Here is a 14,714-nt window from a genome sequence, read left to right as displayed (position 1 = left end):
GATCGAAGCTTTGAAGTTTGACTTCTTTCGCGTTAACAAACAAAAATACAGGCGCACAAAATCACACAAATCTGGGCGGTTTCTGGCTGAAGTGGTTTCTGAAAAACCGACAACCTCAAGCCACTTCTCGCCAAATGACGATAGGCATCCAACGAGTGAACTTCGATCAAGCTAGCAGCGGTGGTAAAGAGTTACGCATGCTGCATCCGGATGAAGAATAGCGAAAATCTGGCAGACAAGATGAGCAAAGACTCTAAGACTATCTCCCGACAGCATCTACGGGGATTCCTAGCTTGCTTCAGCTTGTGATGCAAAGCATTATAACGTGCGAATCTGCATCCGTACCATTTTTAACAATTGGATTCAAAAAGGGGGAGTAAAAGCGTGGCTTATGACCGTGTTCTTATTGCCTAACTCCCCCTTTTGGGGATGACAAATTACGCTAAAACCAGCTGAATTCGATGAATGGTTAACAAGTGGAGTTCTTGCTGGCTCACCTGTTCAAAGATTGAAACCAGTTGTTCAGGTTTCAACAATGTCCCGTCATTCTGACAGCTTCCGACATAACGAACGATCGCTCGATCTGAAGACGATTCGAGTAATTCCAATTCAAATAAGCGATCGCGCATGTTCAACGGATAGGTCTTACCCGATTTCGTCGTATGTTCTAGGAGAATCTCAGATTTCGCCAAAATTTGCTCGATCCAATCTTGCCAATTTCCCTGATCACCCGCAATTTCAAGCCGATATTCAGCTTTCTGTAGCAAAACTGCGGCGGCAGGTTGTTTCGGATCTACGTCTTGCACTTCATAGATGGGCATGTCAGCCGGAAGTTGAGCCGCGAGTTTAGTGCGGAATTCTTCGATCGACATTGGCTCAGTCAATTCAAAATCCACAATTTCACCAGAACTACTGACCCCAAGCGGCAACGCACTCGCGGGCACAATTCTAGGTTGAGGATGAAATCCGCCTGTAAAGGTAAGTGGAATCGAAGCGCGGCGAACGGCTCGATCGAATAATCGCATTAAATCCAAATGACTCAATAACGCCATTTCTCCTTCTTTGCCCATCCGTACCCGAATTCGTTGAGCGCGGGTTTGATTGGGAACAAAGTGCCCGGTGAACTCTGGAATTTCTGGTGGCGGAATCACAATATTGTGTCCAAAATCAACGCCACAAACGCCACAGTGAGAACAGCCTTCAAACGAGCAATCCGGCACGATCGCGGCTTCTAATGCCTTCTGCAAATCTTCTTGTAGCCATTTCTTATCGATTCCGGTATCCAAATGATCCCAGGGCAGAGGTGCATCGAGCGAAATGGATTCACTCGCCTCAAAAATATTCCACTCACCGCTATCGACTTGGCGATATTTCCACGTTAAGCCTGATTCTTCAATGGCTTGTGTCCAAGCTCCAAATGCTTTTTCGACACTTTCCCACCAGGAATCCATCCCTGCACCGAGTTCCCAAGCCCGCTTCACAACAGGCGCTAATCGTCGATCGCCTCTGCCGACAAAATCTTCCATTGCCGAAATCCGCGTGTCGGTGAAATTGACCTTTGTGCCTCTAATCGATCGAAAGGCTTCTTTCAATAATTCTTGCTTGCGCTTGAATTCTGAGGTCGAAACAGAGTGCCATTGGAACGGCGTATGGGGTTTCGGTGTGAAATTAGAAATCGTAATGTTGAAATCCAACCGTCTGCGCCCCTGTTTACTGCACTCGCGGCGCAACCAGCGAATTGTATCTGCAATGCCCAAAACATCTTCGTCAGTCTCACCGGGAAGCCCAATCATGAAATAAAGCTTCACCTTGTCCCAACCTTGCTCAACGGCGGTCTTCACGCCTCTGAGCAGTTCTTCATTGGTCAAACCTTTGTTCACAATGTCGCGCATTCGCTGAGTTCCAGCTTCCGGCGCAAAGGTAATCCCGATTTGACGAGTTCCGCCAATGATATTGGCGATATTTTCATCGAAGCGATCGACTCTCTGACTCGGTAAAGACAACGAAATATTCTCACCGTGCAACCGATTCTTAATCTCAACTCCCACGGCTGGAAGGGCTAAATAATCCGAACAACTCAAGGACAGCAGCGAGAATTCGTTATATCCGGTGGCTCTCATGCCGGATTCGATCGCTTCGACCACTTGTTCTGGTTCAACATCCCGTGCCGGCCGCGTGAGCATACCCGGCTGGCAGAATCGACAGCCGCGAGTACAGCCGCGCCGGATTTCGATCGTTAAGCGATCGTGGACAGTTTGCACATAGGGCACTAAGCCAATCGAATACGCTGGAATCGGAGTTGCAACTCGTCTCAAAATTCGTTTGGGTACGTCTGGGCGATTCGGGTGCACCGAGCCATCTGCCGCCATGTCATAAAATCGCGGCACATAAACCCCTGGAATCTGTGCCAGATCGAATAAAAGGTCTTCGCGGCTCAGTCCTGCAAGTTTCCCTTCTTCAAGAATTAATCCAATCTCTGGGAGTAATTCTTCGCCATCGCCTAAAGCGACGAAATCAAAGAAATCCGCGTAAGGTTCGGGATTGGAAGTCGCAGTTTGTCCACCTGCAAAAATCAGGGGGTCAGATTCGGATCGTTCTCTCCAGGTCAAAGGAATGCCAGCGAGGTCGAGCATTTCGAGAATATTAGTTGCGCCCAATTCGTAGCTGAGGCTGAAACCAAGAATATCGAAATCGGTGAGAGGGCGACGCGATTCAACCGCAAAGAGTGGCGTTTGCGTTTCCCGAAGTTTTGTAGAGAGATCGGGAGCGGGGAGATAAGCGCGATCGCACAATTGACGCGGCTGGGTATTGAGAATGCTGTAAAGAATGATGTGACCGAGATTCGATGCCCCGACTTCATAAACTTCTGGGTAAGTCAGCACCCATCGAACGACCGTGGTTTCCCAATCTTTGTGAACTGCGCCCAATTCGTTCCCAAGATATCGAGCGGGGCGCAGAATATCGGTTGTTAAGAGGTTTTCTACTGCAATTGCCACGATTCCACCTTGCGTTTCTAAATCAGATGCGTTCGAGTCTTTTAGTATAGCGACGAACGCAAGGCGAATTTGGGAAATTAGGCTGCGGCAAGTTCAAATCCAGAAATACTCTCGAAGATTTCAAATACGCGATCGAGTTGAGTCAGTTCAAATACGATCCGGACTGAGGAGGAAACAGAACACAGACTGAGACGCTTTTGATGCACTTTTGCTAAGTTCAAAGTGGAAACCAGTGCCATCAAGCCAGCGCTATCTAAGGCTTCAACCTGGCTCATATCAACCACAAGGGCGTTATTTTGCTCTGAGAGAACGGCTGCATTTAGTTGCTGTTGAAATTCTGCGGCATTCGCAGCATTGAGAGAACCGCAAGGACGGATGATGACAGCCTGTGGACGAACGAGCAAACTCTGCATAACTACTTACCCTTTAAGCTCTCAAACACAACTTTCATGTGAACGCTTTGACGATAACTGTCGGCATCCGCGAAAGCCTAGAGAGAACTACGAGTTTCGCAGAAACTTCACTTGATTACCTCAATTGTTTAAATTTTTCAGTAAGCTTGAAATCCAAAAATGTGTAATTTTACACATTTCGGCAGTAAAAGGCATAAGCTAAATCGTTATATAACCAACTATTTTGGCTGAGATATTTACGTATTATTCACTACACCATAAAGTTATTGAAATGCTTCAGGATGCGCTTGCCAAATCTCGTGGATGAATTGGTGTAAATCTGAGGATTGAGGTTTAGAGTCTTGCAGTTGATACAGTCGATCGAGTAAGGGCAATACCTCGGTATCTAATGCTTCATGAAAGAGACGAGCCGGACACATCAAATCGGAGCCATCTCGCAGATCTTGAATCATCCAGTACTGATAATCTGTCCACCTCTGTTCTGGATCGGTGACGAGTGCGATCGGGCGCACCCAGCAGAGCTGCCTTGACTCTACGAATTGCACCACTTCAGCATAGAGGCGTGAATGCTCGTGTTCGAGGAAAACAACTTGGGAGGCATGGAACTTGATCAGCGCGGTCATAGAAAACGGTTGAAGGTTGCTATTTCTAATTCTAGAGGTCTGAAAATTAGATCTGCTACTCTTGAGTCGCGTCTGGGAGCTTCAAGCTAGAATACGATCGCTAGATTAAATTTGTTTAAACCCGGATTGTTCAAATAATCCATCTGATTTCGCCAATTTTGGTCGAAGTCATTAAAATTAGGTGGGTGGATTTGCCCACAACATTGTAGTAAACCCCTAATTGCTTACCGAGAGGAAAGACTTGTGTCTGTTGAAACGATTGAACAGCGCTCAACAACCCGTAAACTTGCCCCTCGCTATCGTGTTTTGCTTCATAACGATGACTACAACACGATGGAATACGTGGTGCAAGCTCTGATGGAAACGGTGCCCAGTCTGACCCAGCCCCAAGCGGTCAATATCATGATGGAAACGCACAATAGTGGCGTTGGACTCGTGATCACCTGTGCTCAGGAACATGCGGAGTTTTATAGCGAAACGCTGAAAATGAAGGGCTTAGATAGTACGATCGAGCCTGACGAATAAACCTCAGAACTCGACTTGAAGCTTAATTTTGCCAACCTTGCTCACCGCCCAACTCCGATCCGGATTGGGCTATTTTTGCTGATGTTGTTGGCAATTTGGTTGCCTGTGAAGCTCCCAATCGAGTGGGTGATTTCTGTTCTTTATGGCGTAAATGATGCGGCTCGAAATCTTGCTTCGATCGTGACGCTGGTGATTTTGTATCTCGAATTCATTGTCTTAGTGAGAGTTTGGAGTCGAGCGGTTTACCACGAGAATCTCTTCAAAACTTACGGACTCAGGCAGCCTCGTCAAACTGTTCGCGATCTGCTGAAAGGGCTTGCGATCGGGCTTGGCAGTTTGATGCTGATGTTTTTACTGCAAGATCTATTGGGCTTTGTGCAGTGGCAAACTCCACAAAGTGCGTTTCCCCGAATTCTGCTCGAAGGTGGGGTGATGGCGATCGCAGTTGGTTTTGCAGAGGAATTGCTGTTTCGCGGCTGGTTGTTGAATGAACTCGATCGGGATTATTCGCCTCGGATTTCCTTGTGGGTGAGTAGTTTAATTTTTGCGATCGTTCATGGCACTCGACCGCAGTTTTTTGCGCTGGTGCTGCTTGGAGTAGCTTTAGTTTGGGCGAAACGAGGAACAGAAGGGCGATTAGGTCGCTCGATCGGACTTCATGCTGGATTGGTGTGGGGCTATTACTTAGTGAATGTCGGGCAATTGGTGAAGTATACGAATCACGCTCCGGAGTGGGTGACGGGAATTGATCGAAATCCGTTGGCAGGGCTGATTGGGATTTTGGCATTGAGCGCGATCGCGTTCAGTATCAAAAAAGCGAGTGTAAGAGCGTTAAGATAGATCACGCAAATCGCACATCGGGTTAAAAACGTGGTTGTTAAGCCAGAGTGGTTAAGAGTTAAGGCTCCGCAGTGGGAACGAGTCGGCAGCGTTAAAGAAATTCTGCGAGATCTCGAACTAAATACAGTCTGTGAAGAGGCATCTTGTCCCAACATTGGCGAATGTTTCAATGCAGGGACGGCAACGTTTTTGATTATGGGTCCAGCTTGTACGCGGGCTTGTCCGTATTGCGATATTGATTTTGAAAAGAAGCCGAAAGCGCTCGATCCGACAGAGCCAACTCGCTTGGCAGAAGCCGTTCGGCGGATGAATCTGAACCACGTTGTGATTACTTCTGTGAATCGGGATGATTTGCCCGATGGAGGCGCATCGCAATTTGTTCGCTGCATTGAAGGAATTCGAGCCGTTTCACCGAAAACCACGATCGAACTGCTCATTCCTGATCTCTGTGGCAACTGGGACGCTCTGGCAACGATTCTCAGCGCATCACCGGAAGTCTTGAATCATAATACTGAAACGATTCCTCGGCTTTATCGTCGGGTGCGTCCGCAAGGCGATTATGCGCGATCGCTAGAACTCCTGCAAAAAGTTCAAGAACTCAATCCCCACGTTTATACGAAATCGGGAATTATGGTTGGGCTTGGCGAAACCGATGAAGAAGTGCGCGAAACGATGCGAGATTTGAGAGCATCGAACTGCGATATTTTAACAATCGGGCAATATCTCCAACCGACTCAGAAGCATTTAGACGTAAAAGACTTCGTGACTCCAGAGCAATTCGATGCTTGGCGAGAATATGGCGAGTCGATTGGCTTCTTACAAGTTGTTTCGACTCCGTTGACTCGTAGCTCGTATCACGCAGAGCAAGTTCGTGCATTGATGGAACAATATCCGCGATGAAGATTGCTGTGATTGGAGCGGGGGCTTGGGGGTCAACGCTGGCAGGATTAGTCCGCGAGAATGGGCATGACGTGTCGATTTGGTCGCGTCGGAGTGAGCGATCGCTCAATGACACGATCGCGAATGCTGAACTGGTCATCTCTGCTGTGTCGATGAAAGGGGTGCGTTCTGTAATTGAACAGATCTCTACTCCGATTCCCGCAATTGTGACCGCTACAAAGGGGCTAGATTCACAATCAGGTAGCGATCAGGCTTTGCCATTGTTACCGTCCCAGGTTTGGCAATCTGCATTTGCAAAGAGCGCGATCGCAGTTTTATCAGGCCCAAATTTATCGAAAGAAATTCAGCAAGGTTTACCCGCTGCGAGTGTGGTTGCAAGCCAGGATCAAACGCTTGCAGATCAGGTGCAACGAGCATTTTCATCGAGTCGATTTCGGGTCTATACCAACTCTGATCCGTTAGGTGTTGAACTGGGTGGCACGTTGAAGAATGTGATTGCGATCGCAGTCGGTGCCTGTGATGGTCTGCAACTGGGCACAAATGCAAAATCAGCCTTGGTTACACGCGGATTGGCTGAAATGATTCGTTTGGGGACAACTTGGGGCGCGAAATCAGAAACGTTTTACGGATTGTCAGGATTAGGGGATTTGCTGGCGACTTGTAGCAGTGCGTTGAGCCGCAATTATCAAGTAGGGTTTGGGCTGGCTCAAGGGCGATCGCTTGATGAAATTCTCACAAATTTGGAAGGGACAGCCGAGGGAATTAATACCTCTCAGGTCTTAGTCAGATTGGCAACAGAGCAAGGAATTTCGATGCCGATTTCGACCCAAGTCGATCGTTTACTGCGAGGAGAAATTACGCCTCAACTGGCAGTGAATGAACTGATGCAGCGTGATAGTAAACCCGAGGGGTAAGAAAATTATTTAGGAACCTCGACCATCTGTGCGATCGGTGTTTGTAAGCGGGTGAAGTGCTTGGGATTAAGCGAGCGTTTGCTCTGAGTCAGCTTCCTCAAAACTTTGAGCGATCAGCGCATTGAAATCGATGTGATCAAGGGGGGCAGTATCAAAGACTAACATGCCTTCTTTCTCCCTAAGTCCTGTTTGAGAAGTTGAAGAAGATGGCTGAAGACGATTCGTTTCCTCAGTAGTGAGAGTCTGGATAATAAACTGCTCTGGAAAAATGCTCTGACTTTCAGCCATCTGTTCGATCGCGTGTAGAAGTTTTGGTGAGAGCTGCATCTAAACATCAGAGTCGAGGTACCCTCCTATTTTAGAAGAACGTTCCCGTTTCACCTACTGTCAAGATGTTTCAAAAATGTCCAATCAACACTTTTAGTCAGGGTGCAATAGGCTTGTTATAAGCGCTATACTAAACAGCCTTCAGAATTCTTAAAGTCAGATTATACAAACTGTCACAACCCTATCGTTCTCCCAATCATCTTTACTCAGCTCCAACACTAAATAATCGTCATCTATCTGCCCATCAAGTGTGCTAATCAATCGATAATGACCGATTTCCCTGCCGTTGGACGCTAAAAGTTTGAGGCGCGTATCAACATATATTAAGTCCCAGTCGGAACGTTGAAAGACAAGTGTGTGCGAGAAGAACTGCTTTTCTAAATCTTGGGGAATCCATCCATCTATTTCCCCACCATTGTTAGTGAACCAACAGTCACAACTTGCCATTGCTTGCTCGACTAGCTTATGGCGCAATGTCAGATCTAGTAGATATTCAACAACTTCCTTCTGAGTAATTGACAATCGCTATGGCTCCCATGCTTAACAAAGATTCAAATTAGATAACGGTTTCTTTAATAAGTACAGCTTAATAGCATCACAGATATGTTTTTAAACGCCCTCAATAATTAGGTCAAGCTATACGACGAACCAGACCACCTGCGGGCAGTGTCTAGTTCAGGGAGCCTTTGCTCAATGGGTCGACGGGATCGTATAGGGTCGCCGATCGTGCGGCTCGCGAGCACCTGCCCCGTACCGAGTCGCCCCGGTCGTGCCCTTTCAACCCGCCGTTGAGCTTCACGGCCGCGCCCCATTAAGCGGCCTGGTCGGGACAGTATCCTCGCAACAATTCAAGAGGGAGAAATTACGCCTCAATTGGCAGTCAATGAACTGATGCAGCGTAACAGCAAGCCGGAGCAGTAGATCGTAGGGGGCGGATGAACGATTCGCCCCCTACGATCGCGCTCAAGACTGCAAACATCGAATCGCTTCTAACAGGCCTCGTGCTTTGTTTAGAGTTTCCTGATATTCGCTTTCCGGGACAGAATCTGCGACGAGTCCGGCTCCAGCTTGCACACTCACGGTATGTTTGCCGTTGCCTTGCTCGCGAACAACCATTGTCCGAATCGCGATCGCGCTATTCAACTGCCCTTCAAAGTCATAGTAACCATACGCGCCGGAGTAGACTCCTCGCCGACAAGGTTCTAGCTCATGAATAATTTCCATTGCTCGAATTTTCGGCGCGCCGCTCACCGTTCCAGCAGGAAATCCGGCTTTGAGTAAATCCCAGGCTGATTTATCCGGTGAAAGCTGTCCAATCACATTACTGACAATGTGCATGACATGAGAGTAGCGCTCAATCACCATTAGTTCGTCAACTTTGACGGTGCCATTGATGCAAACCCGTCCTAGGTCATTACGTCCTAAATCGACTAACATCACATGCTCAGCCACTTCTTTTGGATCAGCGAGTAAATCCTGTTCCAAAGCAACGTCTTCTGCATGAGTTTTGCCGCGTTTGCGAGTTCCTGCGATCGGGCGAACGGTGGCAATTCTAGGTTCAGTTGGATCGCTTGCTTGTTCTGCTTTCACCAGGACTTCTGGGCTTGAGCCAATGATCTGCCAATCGCCAAAGTTGAAATACGCCATATAAGGCGAAGGATTGATCAATCTCAGCGATCGATACAAGGCAAACGGATCGCCCTCAAATTCTGAAGAAAGCCGTTGAGAAATCACAACCTGGAAAATGTCGCCCGCTTTGATATAGTTTTTCGCGGTCTCGACACTGGCACAGTATTGTTCTTTCGTCGTATTGCTCGTCCAATTCACCGAAGTATCACTCTTTGATGTCCAAGACAGGAGACGATCTTCTTCAGAAAAGGGAGCTTTGAGCTTGGCAACGAGTTGAGAAACGCGATCGCACGCTTGTTGATAGGCGGCTTCTAAATTGGTATTTGGATCACGTAGGTCGGCATAAGCGATCGCCCAAATTTTCCGCTTCACTTGATCAAAAATCAACACTTGATCGATCTGCATCCATAATCCATCGGGCAAATCGTCTTCTGTCGCCTGATAAATTGGCACACGCGGCTCAATCCAATTGATCAGTTCATATCCCCAGAAGCCGAACAGTCCCCCGATTCCTGGGGGTAATTCTGGCACTTTCACCGGATGATAAGGCGCTAAACACTCAGACAATGTTGCAAACGGATCGCCCTCAAAAACTTGCTGAGTACCATCTCGATGCGTTTGAGTTGTGCGATCGCCTTTCGCTTCTAAAATCCACAACGGATCGCATCCTAAGAAGCTATATCGCCCGATCGTTTCTCCGCCTTCGACCGATTCGAGCAAAAAGCTATAAGGCTGTCCGGCACAGACGCGATACCACGCGGAGACAGGTGTATCTAAATCTGCGACCCATTCTTGATAAACCGGGACAAAATTACCTTGTTTTGCAAGTTCGGCAAACTGAGAAAAATCAGGAGAAATCATAGAATCACGTTTGAGCTTGGCTTTAAAGAATACAAGCTTAATTAGCAGTTTGGTATGCCAGAAACAACAAGAGGAGCCAAACTTCAACCGAAACGGCTAAACTTTGGCTCCTAAAAGCACAACCAATAAAATTGAAATTAAGGATCGTAAGGGAGACGACCGCTAAACTTCAATTTTGCAGGTTCGGGGTTAGAACCGATGTTGCGCGGCACGCTATTCACGGCTACGCGACCTTCGTTCACCTTCTCAGGGAAAACACCATCTGCGGGATGCAAATACTGAATTTCGCCGTTGGGGAAGACACGGTAGATCTTGTAGTTGGTGATCTTAAACTTCGTGCGAAGTTGTCCACCGAGTGCAAGACAGTGTTCCTTGCGAGCTAAATACAGCAAGTTGTCACCTTGACGCATTTTGGCTGCACCACACATGGGCATTTCAAAGACTTGCTCTTTGGGGCTGCTCCATGTGATGGCATATTTCTCTTCTACTAAGGCTTTGGTAAGCAGTCCGCCTGTGCTGCCTCCGAACAAAGGTGCTTGTCCAGTAAGAGTTTCTGACATAGGTCTCGCTCTAAACGTTTTTGGCATCGTATCATCGGCTGTTTACAGGTTTAACGATTCCGTAACAGTTGTTAATAGGCGAGAGTGTGCTGCCTGTTGAGACACTTAACGTATCGTTCATATCGTTAGATCGTGAAGCTCTTCAGATTGCGACCTATTTCAATATGGCTGGAGGATTATGGTGTTATGAGGCTTGAGATCAAGCCTTTGCCCTTTTGCTTTCCCAACTCAATCTAGGCGTAAATCACGATGTTGATATTCCAGTACTTGCTGGAATGTATGTCTAGAAACAGAGAGACTTTGAGAATTATTTAATTTTTTATCAACCGAGCAAATCTGGAGTTGAAATTCTGAATCTGAAAATTATTCATGGCGCACCTGATTTGCCAACTCTATTTGCCGATGAATTTGAGAGTAGTAACGATTAGTCTGTTATCACTCTAAATTTCTTAACTGGAGTAGAGACACATCCCTCCCAAATCTCTCGATGTAGTTTCCATGCATTATCTTCGCAATATTTTGGGTCTCGATTCCATCGACGTTTACAGTAAGTGACTCGTAGCCAATATTCTCCTGCTGGAATCGTAAAACCCCAGAACCCTCCTGAGTTCTCATAGCCGCGCAAATGAAGCTGATTCTCATACCAATAAAATTCGCCATTTATCGCAAACGCTAGATCTTCTCCAGGTTTCAGCCAGCGAAAATCAAATTCGCTCGGATTGTAACTTGCATTGCAGTTATACGAGCGATCGAGCACTTGCCCTGTGCTGTCTTGAATTTCAGGCATCAATTGAAACAAAAGAAAAAGCTGTGGGATTGACGAAGTATTGTGAATTCGTAATTTGAATTCGACCGGAATGCTGGATTCGACTTGCTGAGATGGAATTAAAATTTCTTCGGGTGCGATCGCTTCAAATTGAATCCCGTCAACCTCAACTATTCCATAATCCGAACCCACAGGCTCAACAAAGCGTAGTGTCTTGAAATTGCTTTCTAGAGCGGTTGATTTCCATTTTGTTCCAGAAGGAAGATAGTGTTTGAACCTCAGCAAATATTCACCCGCTCGCAGATTCTCAAACGTTGCTCGAAGCTCTCGGACAAAATGTGTCCTAATTTCCATATCTAACCTCTCACTTTGCCAAGCTAAGCGAAACATCAGCGTCGAGCCTGCATCTCGATGGCTATGAATGCGGGTGAGGTAAAGAGAATCACATTGATCAGGTTGCGCGAAATGCCTTGTCACAGGCTCTAGTGAATCATCCAGTAAGTCTGGCAAAAAACCATGCAGATTAACCCATCGGTCTCCAGAACTCGGATTATTTACTTCGACCACAATGAAAGTAAAACCACTGGGAAGCGGGCAAGTTGGGATTGGCAAAACAATCAGATTCTCTGAAATCGTGATATTCAGAAGATTTGCATCATTCGCCCAATCTTGCGGCGGTCTTTTCATTGTTGATGTCAAAGATTAGTCTCTCGATCGAGACGTTCTTTTCCGCTGTGCCGTTCTCTTTGTCTCGCCTGTAGCAACGATTGGAATCGTAAAGTGGAACTCACTGCCTAAATCTTTGCCGCTCGACTCTGCCCAAATCTTTCCGCCCCAATTCGTAATAATTTGGCGACAAATCGCAAGTCCAAGCCCTGTTCCGCCTGTCGTTCGGCGGAGTGCTCCTTCTTCTTGATAAAAGCGATCGAACACGGTTTCTAGACGATTTTCCTCGATTCCACGTCCTGTATCGGAAATCATGACTTCTAGCATCGTGTCTCCGCTGCGCTGTGCTCGAATCGTCACTCTGCCAGTAGCGTCAGTGAATTTACAAGCATTATCCAGCAGTTTGGTTAAGACTTCGACGAGCCATTCGCCATCGACTTGTACCAGAGGCAATTCCGTTGAAAGCTGTGTGACAATTTGCGGCAAATTCGTAGTCATACGGCGAGTTTGCAGACTACTCAGCGCTAAATCGACGCATTCCCACAGAGGTAAGGGTTCAAATCGCCATTCGACTCGACCGCTTTCTAGGCGAGACAACGTGAGAAAATCCTGAATCAGCTTTCGCATCCGCTCTCCATCAACGAGAGCAGAATTCAGCATGACTTGCCGCAAGTCGGGGGACATGTCAGGTTCACTCGCTAGGCTTTCTAGACAGACTTGAATCGTTGAGAGTGGAGTACGAAGCTCGTGTCCAGTAATCGCGATCAAATTGCTGCGCGTGCGATCGAGTGCCTCTAACTGCTGATTGAGATCTTCTAAATTCGCAAACGATTCGGCTTGAATCAGGGCAACCCCGATTTGAGTCGCGATCGCTTCTACCATTTCGACTTCATCGCGCTCTAAAACATGCGGTGTTGCACCCCAATAATGCAATTCCACCATGCCGAGCACTTGGTTTTGATGCAGAACCGGAACCATTAACCATGATCGAATATTCCAATCGAGCGTTAATGCCTGCAAGGTACGATCGCCATCCTTGATCATGGAGAATCGCGGATCGGTTTGCGTATCTTCAATAAAGACGGCTTCCTGGCGCTGAGCAACTTCTTCAAACAGAGGATTGCCTTGTAATGTCCAGACATGCCCTACTAAAGACGGCATGGATTCTGTGAGATATTCGTGACTTAAAGTGGCAGATAAATCAGTCGATTTACAGCGATAGATCAAACAGCGCTCTGCACCGAGAACTTTGCCGAGTTCTTCTGCCGCAACATTCAGAATTTCAGTTGGATTGAGCGATCGTCGAACTGCTGACGTGATCGAATTGACTAAGCGCTCTTTGCGTTCTTTTTCAGCGATCGAGCGATAGGCTTTCGCTAATTTGTACTGTCCTGCTTGCAAATAAGTCACTAAGCGATCGGCAAACGGAGCCGGATCGACTTGATTCAACTTAGAAACCATACCAGTCGCCATCTGATCCAGCACAGGCGCAATCTTGGTTTGCAATTCAGGACGGTATTGGAGAATGCGGTGCAGCAAAATCTCAGCGGCTTTGAGGACAATATCGCGATCGAATGTCCAAATGCCTTCAAATCGCCGCGATTGATCGACATGCAGCGGTGGAGCAGATTGATTCTCCGTCGTTAAATCCCGTTCTCGGCAAATCAAACACGATGCGTATTGTTCGCTCATGACGACTAAATGCCATTCTTGGCTGAGTCCATCCTCTGGCTCAAACGCGATCGTTTCATAATGCTCTGAGCGATTGGTGAAATCTGTCTCAGGAGCGGCAAGCACATAAACTTGATCCGTGCGGCTTGCAATTCTCAAATATCGATGCGCTTCTTGACGATAGAACCGTTCGCGCTGGAAACTCGCAATCACCAGTGGGCGATCGTGACCTGCTAAAACTTGGTCTTCCATGGCATGGGACAATGCCGTTAAGGAAGACTTGAAATAGATTTGAGGTCGCACCTGGGGAAGCGCATTCAGTAAGGCTTCCAGGACAGAATCAGTAAGAATCATCGATAATAATTAACCCGCCAACTGTGTAATTTTTTGTGCAATTTCCAGTTAGGTCGAGAAGCTGAGGTCGTTGAGGGTTCAGCCGACGACCCAGACCCATATAGGACTATATTCTCAGCCATTGTAAAGGTTGAGCGGGATCGATGACTGAATCATGTTTTGTTTCTTAACTCATGCTTGAATTAGTAAAACTACCGCATGGGATGCGATCGCTTGTTCGTTCCCGACTGCATCCATCTTTTCATTCGTGGTTGCTTTCACACCGACTTGATCAGGCGCGAGGTTTAAAGCATTGGCAAGACGCGATCGCATCGCTTCAATATGCGGCTTCAATTTCGGACGCTCTGCCACGATCACCGAATCAATGTTACTAATTTGCCAACCTTGATCTTGAATGAGTCGATGAACTTGTTCTAACAGCACAATGCTATCGGCTCCTGCCCATTTCGGATCAGTCGGCGGGAAATAATGACCAATATCTCCCAAGCTCAAAGCCCCTAGCATGGCATCCATAATGGCGTGAGTCAGCACATCTGCATCACTGTGACCGAGCAATCCGGTTTCATGTGCGATCTGGATGCCACCTAAGATTAAGTCTCGTCCGCTAACTAAGCGATGAATATCGTATCCGTTGCCAATGCGAAGCTTCATGAGAGTGTGAAATTAACG

At 47.1% G+C, this 14,714-nt stretch carries 15 protein-coding genes; 5 read left to right on the top strand and 10 right to left on the bottom strand.

Features of this window, described 5'->3' with window-relative positions; genetic code table 11:
* The first annotated feature begins 17 nt into the window (after positions 1-17).
* Complete coding sequence (locus J0L70_RS18960) at positions 18-221, top strand: hypothetical protein (RefSeq protein ID WP_017288051.1); 204 nt, start codon at positions 18-20, stop codon at positions 219-221.
* A gap of 216 nt (positions 222-437) precedes the next feature.
* Here the strand turns inward: J0L70_RS18960 and J0L70_RS18955 are convergent, their stop codons facing one another.
* The 3 genes from J0L70_RS18955 to J0L70_RS18945 form a co-directional block, all read right to left on the bottom strand.
* Positions 438-2,996 (bottom strand): TIGR03960 family B12-binding radical SAM protein, encoded by a 2,559-nt coding sequence (locus tag J0L70_RS18955; RefSeq protein WP_287455538.1) that lies wholly within the window; start codon positions 2,994-2,996, stop codon positions 438-440.
* 77 nt (positions 2,997-3,073) lie between these two features.
* On the bottom strand, positions 3,074-3,409 hold the full coding sequence (locus tag J0L70_RS18950; RefSeq protein WP_017288053.1) for an STAS domain-containing protein: 336 nt from the start codon (positions 3,407-3,409) through the stop codon (positions 3,074-3,076).
* Positions 3,410-3,672: 263 nt separating this feature from the next.
* Complete coding sequence (locus J0L70_RS18945; protein ID WP_017288054.1) at positions 3,673-4,032, bottom strand: hypothetical protein; 360 nt, start codon at positions 4,030-4,032, stop codon at positions 3,673-3,675.
* Between the two features lie 243 nt (positions 4,033-4,275).
* Here J0L70_RS18945 and clpS point away from each other — a divergent pair, with 243 nt between their 5' ends.
* The 4 genes from clpS to J0L70_RS18925 are packed head-to-tail and all read left to right on the top strand — an operon-like array spanning position 4,276 to position 7,211.
* Entirely contained in the window at positions 4,276-4,557 is a 282-nt protein-coding gene (gene clpS / locus J0L70_RS18940; protein ID WP_017288055.1) for an ATP-dependent Clp protease adapter ClpS, read from the top strand.
* Positions 4,558-4,572: 15 nt separating this feature from the next.
* Positions 4,573-5,397: a CPBP family intramembrane glutamic endopeptidase gene (locus J0L70_RS18935; RefSeq protein WP_287455537.1), complete on the top strand. Its 825-nt coding sequence runs from the start codon at positions 4,573-4,575 to the stop codon at positions 5,395-5,397.
* A complete protein-coding gene (gene lipA, locus J0L70_RS18930; RefSeq protein WP_455565128.1) occupies positions 5,398-6,297 on the top strand; it encodes a lipoyl synthase in 900 nt (299 codons plus the stop codon).
* A complete protein-coding gene (locus J0L70_RS18925) occupies positions 6,294-7,211 on the top strand; it encodes an NAD(P)H-dependent glycerol-3-phosphate dehydrogenase (protein ID WP_017288058.1) in 918 nt (305 codons plus the stop codon). The genes lipA and J0L70_RS18925 overlap by 4 nt, the downstream gene beginning before the upstream one ends.
* 66 nt (positions 7,212-7,277) lie before the next feature.
* Here J0L70_RS18925 and J0L70_RS18920 read toward each other — a convergent pair whose 3' ends face one another.
* The 7 genes from J0L70_RS18920 to ispF all read right to left on the bottom strand — a co-directional run bounded on the left by J0L70_RS18920 (position 7,278) and on the right by ispF (position 14,696).
* Positions 7,278-7,538: a hypothetical protein gene (locus J0L70_RS18920; protein ID WP_017288059.1), complete on the bottom strand. Its 261-nt coding sequence runs from the start codon at positions 7,536-7,538 to the stop codon at positions 7,278-7,280.
* A gap of 156 nt (positions 7,539-7,694) precedes the next feature.
* Entirely contained in the window at positions 7,695-8,060 is a 366-nt protein-coding gene (locus J0L70_RS18915; protein ID WP_017288061.1) for a hypothetical protein, read from the bottom strand.
* A 441-nt stretch (positions 8,061-8,501) separates the two neighbouring features.
* A complete protein-coding gene (gene trpE / locus J0L70_RS18910) occupies positions 8,502-10,028 on the bottom strand; it encodes an anthranilate synthase component I (RefSeq protein ID WP_287455536.1) in 1,527 nt (508 codons plus the stop codon).
* Positions 10,029-10,165: 137 nt separating this feature from the next.
* Positions 10,166-10,588 carry a photosystem I reaction center subunit II PsaD gene (locus tag J0L70_RS18905; RefSeq protein WP_017288063.1) on the bottom strand — a complete coding sequence of 141 codons (423 nt, stop codon included), beginning with the start codon at positions 10,586-10,588 and terminating at the stop codon, positions 10,166-10,168.
* A 424-nt stretch (positions 10,589-11,012) separates the two neighbouring features.
* Positions 11,013-12,041 carry a hypothetical protein gene (locus J0L70_RS18900; RefSeq protein WP_287455535.1) on the bottom strand — a complete coding sequence of 343 codons (1,029 nt, stop codon included), beginning with the start codon at positions 12,039-12,041 and terminating at the stop codon, positions 11,013-11,015.
* Positions 12,042-12,056: 15 nt separating this feature from the next.
* The gene (locus J0L70_RS18895; protein WP_017288064.1) at positions 12,057-14,045 is read right to left on the bottom strand and encodes a DICT sensory domain-containing protein; all 1,989 of its coding nucleotides are present in this window, start codon (positions 14,043-14,045) and stop codon (positions 12,057-12,059) included.
* A gap of 171 nt (positions 14,046-14,216) precedes the next feature.
* Positions 14,217-14,696: a 2-C-methyl-D-erythritol 2,4-cyclodiphosphate synthase gene (ispF, locus tag J0L70_RS18890; protein WP_017288065.1), complete on the bottom strand. Its 480-nt coding sequence runs from the start codon at positions 14,694-14,696 to the stop codon at positions 14,217-14,219.
* Between the last annotated feature and the right edge of the window lie 18 nt (positions 14,697-14,714).

The sequence above is a fragment of the Leptolyngbya sp. UWPOB_LEPTO1 genome, from assembly GCF_017302695.1.
GTDB classification, from domain to species: Bacteria; Cyanobacteriota; Cyanobacteriia; order Leptolyngbyales; family Leptolyngbyaceae; genus Leptolyngbya; species Leptolyngbya boryana.
The sequence above is the reverse complement of the archived record's forward strand: the minus strand, read 5'-3'. Positions and strand labels throughout refer to the sequence as shown.

Bases quoted from the DNA above. Each gene is read 5' to 3' on its own strand.
- J0L70_RS18950 (WP_017288053.1), bottom strand. From the start codon at position 3,409: ATGCAGAGTTTGCTCGTTCGTCCACAGGCTGTCATCATCCGTCCTTGC.
- J0L70_RS18945 (WP_017288054.1), bottom strand. From the start codon at position 4,032: ATGACCGCGCTGATCAAGTTCCATGCCTCCCAAGTTGTTTTCCTCGAA.
- J0L70_RS18925 (WP_017288058.1), top strand. From the start codon at position 6,294: ATGAAGATTGCTGTGATTGGAGCGGGGGCTTGGGGGTCAACGCTGGCA.
- J0L70_RS18920 (WP_017288059.1), bottom strand. From the start codon at position 7,538: ATGCAGCTCTCACCAAAACTTCTACACGCGATCGAACAGATGGCTGAA.
- trpE (WP_287455536.1), bottom strand. From the start codon at position 10,028: ATGATTTCTCCTGATTTTTCTCAGTTTGCCGAACTTGCAAAACAAGGT.
- J0L70_RS18905 (WP_017288063.1), bottom strand. From the start codon at position 10,588: ATGTCAGAAACTCTTACTGGACAAGCACCTTTGTTCGGAGGCAGCACA.
- J0L70_RS18900 (WP_287455535.1), bottom strand. From the start codon at position 12,041: ATGAAAAGACCGCCGCAAGATTGGGCGAATGATGCAAATCTTCTGAAT.
- J0L70_RS18895 (WP_017288064.1), bottom strand. From the start codon at position 14,045: ATGATTCTTACTGATTCTGTCCTGGAAGCCTTACTGAATGCGCTTCCC.
- ispF (WP_017288065.1), bottom strand. From the start codon at position 14,696: ATGAAGCTTCGCATTGGCAACGGATACGATATTCATCGCTTAGTTAGC.